We start from the raw sequence: 15,011 nt of genomic DNA, 5'->3' as shown, positions 1-15,011 counted from the left end.
GGGGCAGTGCGGCCACTTGCTCAGCCATCAACCACTCCACTCGACCCGCACGGCCTCCTGGGCCGCAGCGAGGGCGCCGTCGAAGTCTGCAAGGCGTTCAGCGAGGGTAGCGGTGGCGATGCGGGGAGACAGGGCCACCGAGAACTTCAGGCCGCGTACGGCGCGAGGGTCGACCGTGGGCAGTGTGAGGGAGTCGGGGAGTTCGGCGCGGGCGGCTTTCCAGTCTGCGAGGGAGAGGTCCTGGCGCAGCCGGATGTGGGTGTCGGTGGGGCGCTGCACCGGGTCGGCGAGGCTGCCCAGGGAAGACGCGAGGGTGGCGTTGGCGCGGTAGCCGGCCCAGGTCCACCAGCGGGCCGCGTCCGCATCGCGGACCAACAGGGTGCCCGCCGGGTGTACTTCGTGGGGTGCGCGGTCCATGCGGAGCTCGGCGAGGGTCGCTGTGGCGCGGCGGGTGAGCTTGACGTCGGGGTCGGTGCCGAGCAGGACGTCGCGCATCGCGCGGATCAGCGCGTACGACAGGCCCCGGGTTTCGTTGCCTTGCCATTTGGCGACGCCGCCGTCCTCGACGGGTTCGACGAAGGCGCGGCGCCGGGCCCAGTCGATGAAGGTGACCTGCCAGCTGCGGCCGGCCAGGAGCAGCCTGCGCGGCCCCTGTCGTTCCTCGGTGAGGACAGCGGGGTCGGTGGTGCCGATCTCGGTACGTCCGGCGAGCACGGTGAACTCGGGAGGCGCGGTGAAGGAGGCGGTCAGTTCCATGAAGTGCCGACGCCCGAAGTGCTTCTCGGCTTCGGCGCCGATGAACAGCATGCCGCCGTCGTTGTCGAGAAAACCTTCGGAGACAAGGTGCGAGAGGAGTGGCGCGGCGGACCGGTCGAAGGGGGCTAGGCCGTTCCACTGCCTGGGCCACAGCCGGTCACCGATGCGGTGCTCCTGCAGGGTGACGGCGAGGAGTTGCTGGGCGACGAGGTGGCGGGGAGAGGGCGGCGGAGTGACGGCCTCCACCCAGCCGCGGGACCACAGGGTGAGCAGGCCGGCGGCCTGGAGCAGGCTGCTGGGCCGGGTGGCGAGGAAGAGACAGTTGCGATTGGTGCCGCTGCGGCGTCCGGTGCGGCCGATGCGCTGCAGGAACGAGGAGACGGTGCCGGGGGAGTCGATCTGGACGACTCGGTCGAGGTCGCCGACGTCGATACCGAGTTCCAGGGTGGAGGTGGACACGATGACGCAGTCGCGCGCCTCGGCGAACGCCTGCTCGGAGCGTGCGCGTTCGTCGGTGGAGAGGGAAGCGTGGGAGAGGAAGACGGTGACCTCGCGGGCGCGCAGAGCCGCGCCGAGCTCCTCCACCTGCTTGCGGGAGTCGCAGAAGACCAGCCGCTTCTCGCCACGGTGCAGGGCGGAGATCACCTTGGCGGCGTTGGCCAGCGAGCCGACGTAGTCGAGTTCGACGTCTCCGTCGGGGCGGGGGAGACCACCGGAACCAGAGGTGTTGTCACCGGCGGGCAGGGTGGCACCCGGGGCGATGACCCGGCCCGGCCGGCCGGTGGGGCTCGCGCCCTGGAGCCAGGTGAGCAGGGCGTCGGGGTTACCGACGGTGGCGGAGAGGCCGATGCGCTGGATGCGGTGGCCGGTCAGCCGTTCCAGGCGTTCGAGTACGGCGAGCAGGTGCCAGCCGCGGTCGTCCCCGGCGAAGGCGTGCACCTCGTCGACTACGACGGCGCGCACCCGGCCCAGTGTGTGCGTGTGGTCGGTCTTGACGCTGATGAGCATCGCTTCGAGGGACTCGGGTGTGGTGAGCATGAAGTCCGGGGAATCGGTCCGTATACGGCGGCGTACGGACTCGGGGGTGTCCCCGTGCCACAGGGCGGCTCGGCGTCCCACCCACTGGGCGTAGCCGTCGATCCGGGGCGCCAAGTTGTTCAGGAGTGCCTTGAGCGGGCAGAGGTACAGCACGCCGGTGCCCGTCCAGCCCTGCTGGTTCATCCGCGTCAGCAGGGGGAACACCGCGGCCTCGGTCTTGCCTCCGGCGGTGGGGGCGAGCAGGAGGGCGTCCTCACCGGCGAGCAGCGGCGTGACGGCTTCCGCCTGCAGCGGGCGGAGCCCGCGCCAGCCGAGGGTGTTGACGATGTGGTGTCCGAGGATCGGGTCGAGCAGGTCGAAGACGTCGGCCGGGGCCGGGGGGACCGTCATGACGACTTCGATTCCGTACTCGGCTCGGAAGCGGTGTCCTCGAACGGTTCCAGTTCCAGCTCGATGTCGTCGGCGCCGGCCGCGTTGCGTTCCGTGGGAGTGAGTTCGGCGCTGTCCAGGGTGAGGGCGTAGTGCTTGCGTGGGTCGAAGTCGTCGAACTCGTCGATCCGGTCCAGCACGTCGGCGACGAGTTTGCGCAGGTACAGGCGGGGTGCGATGCCGACCTTGCCACCGAGCGATCCGGTGAGCGAGCGGGCCAGCTCTTCCAGGTAGGTGTCGTCGGCGCAGGTGGCGAGACGGTCGGGCCGGCGGGCGTCGGCCGCGTAGATCTCGCGGACCTTGCGGCCCAGTTCGCCGAGCGAGGCCAGGTCGAATCCCGGCAGGCGAAGCTGCACGGCCCGCGGGGAGTCGAAGCGGGGGTCGGTGGTGAAGTCGGTGGCCAGGCGCTGGGCCAGCGGGGGGAGGCGCTGGACGCCCTGCGGCCCGTCGTAGAAGGCGGGGGTACCGGTGATGACGAGGAACAGCCCGGGGAACCGGCCGCTGTCGATCTCGTCGAGGAGCTGGCGCAGCGCGTTGAGGGATTTCTCCCGTACGTCGCCCCGCACCCGCTGCAGGGTCTCCACTTCGTCGAGGACGAGTAGTAGGCCCGGATGCCCGCAGTCGCGCAGGACGGTCAGCAGCCCCTGGAGGAATCCCAGAGCGCCGAAGTGGTCGAGGTCGCCGCGGATTCCGGCGGAGCGTTTGGCGGCGGCGGCCACGGATTTCTGTCCGCCGAGCCAGGCGATGAGCGCTTCGGCCTGCGGCCCGTCCCCCGAGGCCACGGCCCGGTGGTAGCCGCGCAGTGCGGCGGAGAAGGCCGGGGTGGTGCGGGCGACGGAGGCGAGCCGGAGTTCCAGGAGCTCGTCCACCGCAGCTGCGAGGCCGCCCTCGTCGTCGTCCTCGATCTCACCGGACGCGAGGGCCTCCTCCTCCAGGGCGTACAGCCATGAGTCGATCACCGCCCGCAGCGCGGAGGGCTGGTGGGTGGCCGTGGTGAGGCGTTCGGTGAGCTTGCGGTAGACGGTCTCCAGGCGGTGCAGGGGGGTCTCGGTCTCGGAGATCTGCACCTCGCTGACGGCGAGCCCGCGCCGCTTGGCGTTCTCGGCGAGCCAGCGGGCGAAGAAGGTCTTGCCCGAGCCGTACTCGCCGCGCAGGGCGTGGAAGGCGGAGCCGCCGCGGGTGACCGTGTCCAGGTTGTCGTCGAGCGCCGCTTCGAAGCGGGTCAGTCCGACGGCGAACAGGCCCAGTCCCGCCTGGGGCACGGTGCCGCGCCGCAGTGCGTCGAGGACGTCCTGGCGCCGCGCGGTGCTGATGTCGGGGGTCGGCCGGGTCATGCGGGGCCGCCTTCCAGGAACTGCTCCTGGAGCAGGGCCTTGTCGAGCTGGACGGTGCGGCCGGACTCGATGAGCCGGAGCACGGGATAGCCGTCGATGTTGAGCAGCCGCTCCAGGACGGTGGCGAAGCGCTCCGGGTTGCGCTGGGACTTGCCGGTGGCGGCCTGGGCGGCCGCGGCGACCGCACCCGGCGAGAGCTTCCCGCCGGCTGCGACCAGTGCGTCGAGGACGGCCGCGACGGCTTTCTCACCGGGAGCCAGACGTACGAATTCCTTCTGCGCCTTGTACGGAAGGCTGCGCACGACGTGCTCGCCCAGGCTCGTCCGGGAGAGCGGGCGGGGAGCGGCGTCCACGTCGACGGCCCGGAGTGCGACCGGAACAGGGGAGCCGGAGGCAGCCGTGGCGGGAACCCGCTCGGCCTTCTGTCGTCCGGCGGCCTTCGGCGGGCTGTCGGTCGTCTCCGGTCCTGGGTCCGGGGTTCTCGCCAAGGCGTCGGCATTCGTGGTCCGGGTGTGCCACGGCGCGGTACCCGCCCCCGAGAAGGAGTTCCACCATCCGGGTTCGGTCGCCTCGGAGGGCAGCAGGATCCATCCCGACGGCACGACTCCTTCGGACGGGATCAGGGTGATGACGGGAACGGTGACCTCGGCGAGTGAGGCACCGCCGTGATAGCCCGCCTGCCGTGCGGTGTAGCGGATGTCGTCGCGCCAGGCCAGGGTCGCGCGGCCGCTGTCGGTCCGGACGCGCGGCCCGCTCAGCGACACCTCCCCGTCCTGGGGGGTGCCGATACGCCAGCGGGTTCCCTTGACGCCGGTGACCTGGAGGGGCAGGTTCCCGCGGTCGGTACGGTCGATGACATGTCCGTGGTCGGAGACCAGGAGGACGGGGCGACCGTGGTCGCGGGCCGCGTTCAGCAGGTCGGGCAGTTTGCCGATGTCGCGCAGTCCCCAGCGTCCACTGGTGCCCTCCCGACCGCTGGACAGCGCGTCGTCGATGGTGTTGACCACGACCGCGACCACCTCGTCCGAGGCGAGCGCCTCGACGAACTCGGGGGCGAGGCGGTGCCCGGCCGCGCCTTCGAAGCTGCCCTTGTGGAAGAGCCGGCCCTCCCGGTGGCGCTTGCGCCAGAAGGCGGCGAACCCCGAGCGCTCCGCGTCCTGCCCGCCTTCGGAGGCCCGCCCGCACAGCAGGGAGGCCCGGCTGACCCGGGTGATGGAGGGCAGCATCGAGACCGCCGCCTGCCGGGCGGGGAGGGCGCCCCTGCTGGGGGAGGGGACGATTTCGGTCCATACCCGCCTGTCCAGCTCGCCGGCGAGCCGGACGGCGACATCCGCGCTCATTCCGTCGAGTACGACGATCAGCGGACGGCCGCCGTCGCGGGCCAGCGGGGCCGCGGCCCGGGCCAGCACGTCCTCGATGAGCAGGGCGCCCCCGTCGGCCTGCTGGGCCGCGCTCTCGGTCCAGCGGGCGAGCAGCGCGGCGAACGCCTCGTCGATGGCGGTCCGGCGCTCCCGTACAGCTCTTATGAGCCGCCGGTAGGCCTCGCCGATGACCGGGTCGGGTGATTCGTCGCCCTCGGCGAGGATGCCGACGGCCAGGTCGACCCAGCCGGTGTCGGTGAGATGTTCCTGTACGGCCTGGCCGACGTGGGAGAGGGTGGGCATTGGCACGGCGAGTCGGCGCAGCAGGCGGACCGCGGTGTGTGCGGTCTCGGTCGAGTGGCCGTACACGGCGGCCAGTTGGTGCGCGGCGAGGTCGTTCAGTGCTGATTCGGCGTCTCCGGCCGCATCGCCGCTCCCGGCGTGCGCACCCTCGGTGAGGGCGGTGGCCAGGGCGCGCAGCCGGCCGCGGTAGCCGGAGGGCAGCAGGCGGTCCGAGGTGATCAGGGTGTCGAGCCGGGCTCCGGCGGCCAGTCGGTCGGCGCGTTCGAGGACGCCGAGGAGCCGGTGCCGGGCCTGGTCGGCCTGGGCCCCGCCGCCTTCCGCTTGCGCGGTCCAGCGGGTGAGGACCCCGGTGGCTGCTTCCGCGAAGGGCTTCAGCCGGTCGAAGGCGGTGAGCGCGCTGCCGAAGAGCGAGCCGAGGGCGAAGACAGCGGCTTCGGACCGGGCCGAGGCGAGGGCGGCGGAGGCCAGTGCGCCGAGCGGCAGGGCGTCGGCGCCCCGTCCTTCGGCGGCCAGGGTGAGGAGGATGGGGGCCGCTTCTCCGGCAGCCCGGCCGAGCCATTCGCCGAGACCGCGCCGCTCGTCCTCGGACAGTGCGGCGAATCGTGCGGGGCCCGAGGCGCCGCGGGTCCAGGAGAAGAGGGTGTCGGCGTCCAGGTCCAGGGTGTCGGCCTCGGTGTCGCCGAGGCCGAGCCGGGCCGCGAGCAGGGCCCGTACGGCCCGGTCGCGGGTGAGGACGCCACTGGTGCGGGGCCAGCCGTCGAGGGGTTCGGCCGCCAGGAGCGCGTCGAGCAGCCAGTGCTCGCCGAGCATCCGGGGGTCGAGGTCGGCCGCCCCGAAGATCTGGGCGACGATCTCGGTCCGGTTCACGGGCAGCGGCCGCCGGTGCGGCGCGTGGGCGCGCAGGTCCCAGCCGAGCTGGTCGGGCGGGACGGTACCGGTGACGACGAGGACACTGTCGTCACCGGTACCGTCCTCAGCCTGCGCGAGGTGGCGGTTCCAGGCGTCGGCGATGCCGAGCGGGGAGTCCTGGTCGGTGACGAGGACCCGGCGGTGCCCGGTCCCGACCCGCACGGTGAACTCCGTGTCCTTGTCCGCGCTGTCCCAGACGGCGTCGACCAGGACGAGCCGGCAGCCGGGAGCGCGGGCGAGCTCGGTCTCCAGGAGTACCTCGACGGCCCGGCGGCCGGCGACGGGACGGGTGGTGCTCATCCCTGTTCGCCCTCCCCCGTCTGTACGGTGCCGTCGCCGACAACCTGCCAGACGATCCGCACCGCGGCGTCCGGGTGCGCGGCACGGTAGGCCTCGATCTCCTCGCGTACGGCGGTCAGCTTCCGGGGGAGCTCAGCGGCTCCAGAGGGGCCGGCGTCCACGACGTGCGGGGCGGCCGGAAGACGGTCTTCCGGCCGGCTGTCGTCACCGGAGCGCTCGTCGGCCGGCGGGATGCGGAGCTGCTGGGAGGGGCCGGGGTCGGGCAGCTTCGAGGGCACCGGCGGGATGCCGTGCTGGGACAGGGTGACCTGCTCGGCGTCCACCGGCGGCTGCGGGCCGGGGGCGGGGGCGGGCGGTTCCAGTTGAAGGGCCGCGTCCATCAGCGCGTGGGCGCTCTCCCGGACCTCCTTGAGCACGGGAATCAGGGACCGCTCCAGCTCCGTGGCTCGGGCGGCCTCCCTGATCCGGTCCAGGAACCGCTGGGCCCGGTCGCCCACGGTGTCGTCCCGCGCGCTGAGCTTGCGGACGCGTTCGAGGAGCGCCCAGTCGGTGCCGTCCAGGGCCACGGCGAGCTCCGCGGCACTGTCCATGGTGTGCGAGAGATCGCGGTCCGGCACCTCGTACGACAGGGAGGCCAGTTCTCGCACGAGGGCGGTGGGGTCGTCGCCGTGCCGGACGAGCCGGGCGAGGAGCGCGGCGGCCGTGTGCAGGCTCTCGGTGCGCGGGGCCTGCTCCGGTGCGTCGAGACCGAGGAGCACGGCGTGGCGCTTGAGGACGGACCGGACGTCGCCCACACTCTTCTCGTGTGCGGTCGCCTTCGCGTGGACGCCGGCGGCTAGCTCGTGGACGTTGCGGGCGAACAGGGCGGGCTTGGCGGGGACGCCGAACAGCCGTCCGGCACGGGTCCTGGCCGCCGCGTACTCCTCTTCGCCGGGCATCTCCTTGGCGCGCAGCGACCACCCGGGGCCGATCTCGTTCAGCGGGGGGGCCGCCTCGACGGCTCCGTACTTCTCCCAGGTGCGGTTGTCGAGCAGGGCGTAGACGGCGATCAGCAGGCTGGTGATCTGCTTGTCGAGGCCGCGGTACCCCAGTCCCTTGTCCTCGGCGGGACGGGTGATCCAGCGGCGGATGTCCTCGGCGCTCAGCTCGGCGGCATCCTTCTGGCCGTTGAGGGAGGCCACCTGGTTGATGCGGGTCCACCACTCCCGCTTCAGGATCAGCGGCCCCTCGTGGACGGTGCCGAGGCCCAGGGGCTCCACGACCCGCCTGACGGCCCGCAGGTCCTTGGAGTCGACCTCGATGCGGGTGTCGCTCTCTCCGAGCGCGAGGGTGATCCACTTCAGGGCGGTGTTCAGCTCGTTCTGACTGACCGCCTTGGGTACGGAGCCTGCGCCGGGACCGAAGTCGGGGTGCTTGTCGTACATCGCCGAGAACAGGCCGTCGGCGAGTTGCGTCACCGCCTGCGGGAACTGCCTGCTCCCCGGGGGCTGCGGGCGGGGGTGCTCGGGCTGCAGGGACAAGAGGTGCCGGCCGTCGGTCACCTCCGCGCCGACGGTTCCCTCCTTGGCCTGAGTGAGGCCGTAGACCTCGCTCAGCGCGCCGGCCAGGGTCTCGGTGAGCGTCTCCCGGGCCCGCTCCAGCTGGTTGCGGGCCTTGGTCCGCTCCTCGGGCAGGAAGTTGCGGGTGTACTCGGAGAGCCGGTCGCGCTCGAGCAGGAAGTTGATCCGCATCAGCCGCCCCAGCTGGGCCTTGCGCTGCTCGGAGAGGTAGTCGCTCAGCCAGACCAGGACGGGGGCGTCGTGACCGCCGTTGATCAGCCCCTGGACCCGGTGGTAGGCGTCGTCGGGGGAGCGGCGGTGACTCTCGTCGAAGGGGTAGTCGAAGATGATCCTGATGCGGCCCGGCTCGGAGACAGTGAACTGTTCGTCGGTGATGCTGACGGGGGAGTGGACCGACCCGAAGAAGAACTCCACGGTGCGTTCGGAACCACGCCAGATGATCTTCTTGGTGTCGAGGAGCTGCTCCTCACCGTTGCCCAGTCCCAGTCCGAGTTCCTGCCGCATCCGCTCCCGTGCCCAGCTCTGGCGGACCCCCGTCTTGTCCTCGCGGACCACGGAATTCAGGATCGGCTCGACATCGAGGTCGGACAGGTGGATGGAGAAGACGGGATCGTCTCCGCCCTCGGCGCGCAGCTCGGCGGGGAACTCCAGCTGCAGGGCCTTCATCCGCTCCCGCACCCGCTCACCAACAGGGACGGTCCGGGAGCGGACCGAGCCGTGGTTGAGCGCGGCGAGCCGGGTGCCGGTCAGTCGTCGCAGCGCGGGCACGTCGGGGGCGAGCGCGGCGAGCAGCAAGGTCTTGACGAAGCGCTCGTCGGCCCGGAAGTCGATGTGGTCGGCGGTGCCGTACTTCTCCAGGAGGTGTGCCCGGGCCTTGGCGTGGAACCGCGTCGCGGACTCCGATTCCTGGCTCAGCTTGTCGGTGAAGGCGGTGCCGGTGTCGTGGATCAGTACGTCCCACAGGTCGCCGAGCGGGATTAGGCTGCCGAGCTCGGTGTCGGCGTTGAGCTCCATGAGCTGCTGCACCAGCTTCAGGCCCGAGCGCTCGCGCTGGAGCGCGCCGGACAGGGCGACCAGCACGTTGAGCAGGGCCGGGGAGAGCGGGTACACCGACCTGAAATCCTCCCAGCGTGAGCCGGTGGCGCCGTCCCCGTCGAGAAGTACGTCCTTCACGATCTGGTTGGTCCGGTCGATCCCGGCGAACGCGGCGTCGAGGACCGCCTCCTGGCCGGGGCGCGGCCTGAGGACCCGCTCCTTGATGATCTCCGGGAGGTTGCGGTCCTCCAGGTTGATCACCTCGAAGCGCTCCTCGAGGTACTGCAGAGCCTGGTTGAGGTTCTCCACGTCGGAGCCGAGGACGTCCTTGCCGACGAGCTGGGAGAGGTCACGCTGCCGGGAGACGAAGGAGATGATTGGCACCGGCCGGTCGGGGTTGGTGGTCTCGATCAGCTTGACGGTCTTCTGGATCTGCTCGTTGATGAAGGTGCGGTCGGACATCTTGGCCTGCAGCCACAGCACCAGCTCGTCCAGGAACAGCACCACACCCTGGTAGCCGAGACCCTTGGCGTGCTTACTGATCTCGCTCAGCCCGTCGTCCAGCGGGACGTACGCCCCCTCCTCGCCGCCGGTGCTGCCCGCGTACGACTTCATGGGACCGTCGAACAGTGCGGTGACCAGCTGGTCGCGGCCCGGGTCGCCGGCGGGGGCGTCGAGTGCTGCGTTGAGTGCGGCGGCCGTCCAGCCCTGGGCGGGGGCGGTGCCGATCGGCCGCAGCTCGGGAGTGTCGTCCCCGTCGGCCGGGGCGGCGGGCGGCACGGGGGCCTTCTGTGACCTGGGCGCGGGGAGCAGTCGGAGGAACGCCTCGTCGCCGATGGAAGCGCGCAGGTTTCGAGCGTCGGCGAGCAGGGAGTCGGCCCGGAAGACCAGTGGGGTGGCCTCGTCGGGGTGCAGTTTGCGCACGGCGTCGGCATAGCCGCCGAGCAGCGCCCCCTCCAGGCTGGGGTAGCCAACCAGGTGGAACGGCACCATCAGGAATTTTTTGTCCCGCAGCCAGTCCTGGTGCCCGGTCACCACATCGCCGAGGCGCTCCTTGGTCTGGGCGGCCGGGTCTCCGTTGAGCACGGCGTGCAGCACCGTGAGGAAGTGACTCTTACCGGCGCCGAAGGATCCGTGCAGGTAGGCGGCGTACGAGGTGTTCTTCCGCAGGGCGTCGCGGACCAGCCGCAACGCCTTGTCGAACTCCTTCGCCAGCTGGGGAGTGACCACGTACTCCGCGATGGAACCGGCCGACTTCCCGGAGAAGCCCTGCGACAGCTCGATCTTGAAGTCGCCGGCGTGGGCGTCCTCCTTGATGTCGAGAACGTCCCTCAGTACGGTCCCGTTGCCCCTGGCCATCAGTAGTTCCAGCTCCCCACAGCGTCCTCGCCCCGCGCTGCCGCACCACCACGGCCGGGCGTCCCCTCCATCCTGCCAGCTCACCCGGGTGGAGAAGCCCGGATCGGGGCGACGGAGCGCATCAGCCAGGGGCTCCGGAAGGGCGGAGACAGGCCCATACAGTCTCGACGGGCGCACCCTCGAGGGGCCGCACCCCCAGTCCTCGGCGAGCCGCGACGATCATGAGGCCCCAGCCGGCCACGGCGGTGGCGTCGGGGGCGGCCGGGGCGGGTAGACGCTCGCCCCAGGTGTCGCTGACCTCCACCCGGATCTGGCCGTCCCGCTCGCGGCTCAGACGCAACAGCGCGCCCCGCCCGCACACCGCCCCGTGGGTGACGGAGTTCGCCGCCAGCTCGGCGACCACCAGGGCGACGGCGTCGTTCGTCTCCGAGCCGTAGCGGTGCCCCCAGACGTGCAGCCGGTGGGTGGCCAGGCGGCGGGCGAGGCGGGCCCCTGTTGGGAAAGTAATGAACACGCGGGTTTCAGCAGGTGAACTGGTCTGGGTCAAGAGCACTTACAGCGCGGGCAACGGTGGGGGACTGGGTCGAGGTCGCCGCTACCGTCGATGCCGTCCACCTGCGGGACTCCAAGAGGGCCGAAGGGCCGACCTTTGCCGTCGGGGCCGAGGAGTGGGTCGCTTTTCTGCGTATCGCGGCGTGCGGCTGACCGTCGTGGAAGGCTGGGTACCTCGCGAGTGAGGTACCCAGCCCCTCCGTGCTGTCCGGGTTACTTCGCCCCGCGACCGCGCCGCTTTGGCTCCGGACGCCAGTCCCGCAGGTCGGAGAGGGAGAGGTCGCGGGATTCGAGACCGATCTTGAGGGCGGTACCGAACTCCTCCGCCGCGTTGCTGCCCCAGTCCTCGTCGTACGCGTCGTACCACTGCTGGACCCAGGGCAGGACCTCGGCGAGACCGGCCAGGAGCGGCACGTATCGGGGGTCCTCGCGGGGCCAGCCGTTCTGCTCCAGGCGATCGGTGATGAGACCGGAGAGGGCCTCGGCCTGTTCACGGTGGTCCCAGCCGGCCCAGCCGATCAGGAGTGAGGGGTCGCCGTCGGGGGCGGAGCCCGGGTAGGAGATGAACCGTTCCTTGGGCACGTCGAGCTTGCCGCGGTTAGACCAGTAGCTGTGCCTGAGGAAGTCCGCGGAGGTGTACTTGGGCGGGACCTTGATGTCGAGGCGCTCGCCGGACTTGTCCTCTTCCCGCTGGCGCTCCCAGACCTCCTCCCACTGTGCGCGCTTGCGCAGCCCGGACTCCTTGTAGCGCAGGACGGCCAGGTGCGGCACGTGCTCGGTCTCGATGACGGCCGAGAGCACCGTGGACAGCCGGGCCTCGCGCTGGCCGAGATGGTCGGCGGCGTAGAGCGCGGCGACGGTCTGTACGTCCTCGTCGTGGCGGAGCCGGTCGGCGAGTTGGTAGATGGTCATCGGGCAGGCGGAGTCGAAGCCCTCCCGGTCGGTGTACCAGAGGTCCTTGCGCTCGGCGGCGTCCAGCAGCCAGGTCCGCAGGGCGGCGGCCTCCCGCTTCTCCCACGGTTCGGTGGACCAGCGGCGCTTGAACTCCGGGCGCTCGATCAGCCGGATGTCCTTGTCGTGCGCGATGAGGTCCAGGCGGGCCTCGACGACGCGGCGGTAGGACTCAGGCCAGTCGGCGGGGATCTCGGTGGTGCGGGTGGAGTGGTGCCGGGTGAACCAGGCGGTCTCCGCGTCGCTGCGGGCGAGCGCGATCTCGAATGCGCGCTGTCCCAGGGCGAGTTGGGGCACGTCTGCGCCGGTCAGCCTGTCGGGGCTGCAGGACAGGGTGGTCCGTTCGACCTCCTCGGGGGTGAGGAGGCCGTAGAGCCCGTACGTGGTCCAGTCCAGCTCCTCCTGGAGGAGGATCATGCGGGCGCGGAGGTGGTTCTGTTCGGAGCGGGCTTCGTCGAGGGTGATGCGATCAGGTGTAACGGCAGCGGCGATTGCAGACGGTTCGTTTTCGGCAAGCTGCTGAGACAGGGTATCGATCTCGCGAGCGAGAGTGAGGGGAAATTCGGATGGGATTGGGAACTGCTGGAGCTTAGTTCCGGTGAACTCGTAGAATCGTTCCCACTCTTGGGATTTGAATCCTTCGTTGATCCCCTGGCTTCCCTTGTCGTGGCTCACCTGCTTCAGCCAGAAGCACGCCGTCGAGGAGTTCAGCACCCCCAGCAGCTCCAGATGTCGCTCCTCCCCGACCTCCTCCGGCAACTTGATCACCGGCGCGGACTGCTTGAACACCTTCCCGCCCCGGTCCAGCACGAAGTGATTGTGCGTGGCCACGAACGCGAACGCGATCGACAGTGGCGTCCGCAGCTTGCTCGTGGTCAGCCGTCCGTACTCCGACCACTTCAGGCCGCCCTCGACCTTAGTCTTCCTGCCGAAGAGGATGTTATTCGCGACGCTGGTCCGGCTCGGCCACATGAAGTGGTGGAGAGGCTTGATGTCCTCCACGTCAATTGGGTCGAACTCCGGTGAGTACGGGAACAGGGCGGCTTCGAAATCTCCGCCGTTCCAGTCCCGGAGGAGATCTCCGGTGACCATGGGGCGTGTCCATTCCTCCGGAATGCCGGAGGTCTTCGCCGCACGCTTTGGCAGTAGATAAAGATCGTCCTCAAGCGTGAACGAGGTAATCCCCAACGACTCGGCGACGCTGCTCAAGCGGGCTGCCGAAGCATCCTCGATCCGCTCCAGCAGATCCCCCGCCCCGCCCCCGCTCAACGACCACGGGTGCTCCGCGAACCGCGCCCGCTCCGCGTCCTCCACGCTCACCCACTCCGACTCGCTGCCCGGCTTGCGCCACTGTCCGGTGATCGCCTGCCAGACCTTGCCCCGGGCCGGGTCCTCCGGCTGGTCGGGCTCGCCCCGGACGCCGAGGACCGCGCGGATCGGATGGGTCTGCCGGGCCATCTGGTGGCGGCCGGCCAGGATGACGGTCGGCGTGCCGTGGCCGGGGATGAACGCGCCGGAGGTGTCGATGATGTGGGTGAGGTCGACGCCCGCGTAGTTGTCGGTGCGCCGGGTGCCGGGGTCCTTGTAGGGGCCGCCTTGGAAGAACGACTGGATCAGCGTCGACCCGAACTCCCTCTTCATGAAGGAGTTCGCAGTGATCTGCCCGGTGAACCCGCCGTCACGGCCCGATCCGCTCGCCCGGACCGCCAGCTCGAAGATCCGCTGCGCAAAGGGGACCGACAGCGCGTACTTACCGGAGCAAGTCCAATACACCTTGCGGTAGTTCGCGTTCTCCAGTGGGTCCTTCACCGTGATGTACGGCGGGTTCGCCACCACCACGTGGTACGAGCCACGCCCGAGCAGGTCCACCTTCTTCACGTACTTCTGGACGTCCTCCGTCCGGTACGTGAAGGCCTCGTTGTCCCGCTCGGCGTCGTCCAGCGTGGCGTCCGTCTTCCGGCCGGCCTCGCGCCCGTGCAGCAGGGAGTCGGCGACCGCGATGTTGATAGGTACTCCGGGGGCGGCGGAGATCGTCCTGACTCCGCACTCCTGGACCACGGCGACCAGCATCCGGAAGCGGGCGATGGCGACGGCGAAGGGGTTCTTGTCCGCTCCGTGCACCGCCTCCAGGGAGCGGCGGATCAGCAGCCAGTCCTCCTCACCGGGGGCTGCCTCGCGCCACTTGGCGAGAATGCGGCGGAACAGCCCGAGCAGGAAGTGGCCGGAACCGCAGGCCGGGTCGATGCAGCGCAGCCCCCGTACCTCCGGATTCTCCGGGTCGTCGGTGTCGTACATCTCGCCGTCCCAGTTCACCGGACGGTGCTTCCACACCGGCTCCAGGGTGAACTCCTCCACCGCTGGCTCCAGGGTCAGGTCGAGGATGAACTCCTCGACGAAGTCCGGGGTCTGGAGCAGGGCGTAGGTCTTGCGGGCGTGCTCGGACAGGTCTTGGTAGAGGTCGCCGAGGAAGCGGGTGTCGAGCGCGGGGTCGGTGAAGTCGTGGCGCAGGGTGCCGTCGGCACCCCGCTCGCGCCAGAAGGCGAGCAACTGGGCCCCCGCCGTGTAGGACGGATTCAGCTCCCACAGCGGGTTGTGGGCGGGGTCGAAGAGGCCCCCGGTGATCTCGTGCTCGCGGCCCAGCGCCCGGAAGGACTCCTGCAGCCAGTCGCGATCGTTCTTCTCAGGGTGGCGGCGGAAGAACGCGTCGTGGTTGTCCTGGGCCTCGGCCAGCCGCTCGCCGGGACCGGCCAGCCGGGCCTCCCGTACGAGGCGGTTGTCCTCGCAGAACCGGACGAAGACGCAGGCGAGCACCCAGGCGGAGGCGATCTGGACCAGACGCTCCTCCAGCCAGCCCTCGTACCGCAGGGAGGTGCGTTCCGCGCCCAGGGCACGCTGGTACTCGACGGTCAGGGCAGCTTTCGCCTCGCCGTCCTCCGCCTCGCGCTCCCGCAGGTCCTCCACCAGGAGGGCGACCTGCTTCTGCAGGTCCTTGAGCAGCGCGTCGCGGTCCAGGGGGGCGGTGGCCGCCTCCGTGGTCTCGGGCGTGCGTGCGTCCTCGGGGGGCACGGGCGGCACCTCGTCTTCCTGGTTCTTCGGAGCGTCGGTCCCGCCAGGTCGCTCGTCCT

The 15,011-nt window shown here is 70.6% G+C and carries 7 protein-coding genes; 1 reads left to right on the top strand and 6 read right to left on the bottom strand.

The genetic code is table 11. The features are described 5' to 3' along the window. Window positions 1-27: 27 nt before the first annotated feature. The 5 genes from AB0M39_RS10970 to AB0M39_RS10950 form a co-directional block, all read right to left on the bottom strand. On the bottom strand, window positions 28-2,184 hold the full coding sequence (locus AB0M39_RS10970; protein ID WP_365362545.1) for a DEAD/DEAH box helicase: 2,157 nt from the start codon (window positions 2,182-2,184) through the stop codon (window positions 28-30). Further along, the gene (brxD, locus tag AB0M39_RS10965; protein WP_365362543.1) at window positions 2,181-3,557 is read right to left on the bottom strand and encodes a BREX system ATP-binding protein BrxD; all 1,377 of its coding nucleotides are present in this window, start codon (window positions 3,555-3,557) and stop codon (window positions 2,181-2,183) included. Before brxD ends, AB0M39_RS10970 begins: the two co-directional genes overlap by 4 nt. Then, window positions 3,554-6,430 carry a BREX-2 system phosphatase PglZ gene (gene pglZ, locus AB0M39_RS10960; protein ID WP_365362541.1) on the bottom strand — a complete coding sequence of 959 codons (2,877 nt, stop codon included), beginning with the start codon at window positions 6,428-6,430 and terminating at the stop codon, window positions 3,554-3,556. The genes brxD and pglZ overlap by 4 nt, the downstream gene beginning before the upstream one ends. Further along, window positions 6,427-10,383 carry a hypothetical protein gene (locus AB0M39_RS10955; protein WP_365362539.1) on the bottom strand — a complete coding sequence of 1,319 codons (3,957 nt, stop codon included), beginning with the start codon at window positions 10,381-10,383 and terminating at the stop codon, window positions 6,427-6,429. The genes pglZ and AB0M39_RS10955 overlap by 4 nt, the downstream gene beginning before the upstream one ends. 121 nt (window positions 10,384-10,504) lie before the next feature. Continuing rightward, window positions 10,505-10,897 carry an ATP-binding protein gene (locus tag AB0M39_RS10950; RefSeq protein ID WP_365362537.1) on the bottom strand — a complete coding sequence of 131 codons (393 nt, stop codon included), beginning with the start codon at window positions 10,895-10,897 and terminating at the stop codon, window positions 10,505-10,507. Window positions 10,898-10,911: 14 nt separating this feature from the next. Between AB0M39_RS10950 and AB0M39_RS10945 the strand changes: the two genes are divergently transcribed. Beyond that, window positions 10,912-11,088 (top strand): DUF397 domain-containing protein, encoded by a 177-nt coding sequence (locus tag AB0M39_RS10945; RefSeq protein WP_365362535.1) that lies wholly within the window; start codon window positions 10,912-10,914, stop codon window positions 11,086-11,088. Window positions 11,089-11,148: 60 nt separating this feature from the next. Here AB0M39_RS10945 and pglX read toward each other — a convergent pair whose 3' ends face one another. Continuing rightward, window positions 11,149-14,952, bottom strand: a complete 3,804-nt coding sequence (pglX, locus tag AB0M39_RS10940; RefSeq protein WP_365362533.1) for a BREX-2 system adenine-specific DNA-methyltransferase PglX — start codon at window positions 14,950-14,952, stop codon at window positions 11,149-11,151. Between the last annotated feature and the right edge of the window lie 59 nt (window positions 14,953-15,011).

It is taken from the genome of Streptomyces sp. NPDC051907 (assembly GCF_040681075.1).
In the GTDB taxonomy this organism is placed as follows: domain Bacteria; phylum Actinomycetota; class Actinomycetes; order Streptomycetales; family Streptomycetaceae; genus Streptomyces.
This window is presented reverse-complemented; position numbering and strand designations above follow the sequence as displayed.

Excerpts from the sequence above, each read along its gene's own strand:
- AB0M39_RS10970 (WP_365362545.1), bottom strand. The coding sequence starts at position 2,184 with ATGACGGTCCCCCCGGCCCCGGCCGACGTCTTCGACCTGCTCGACCCG.
- brxD (WP_365362543.1), bottom strand. The coding sequence starts at position 3,557 with ATGACCCGGCCGACCCCCGACATCAGCACCGCGCGGCGCCAGGACGTC.
- pglZ (WP_365362541.1), bottom strand. The coding sequence starts at position 6,430 with ATGAGCACCACCCGTCCCGTCGCCGGCCGCCGGGCCGTCGAGGTACTC.
- AB0M39_RS10955 (WP_365362539.1), bottom strand. The coding sequence starts at position 10,383 with ATGGCCAGGGGCAACGGGACCGTACTGAGGGACGTTCTCGACATCAAG.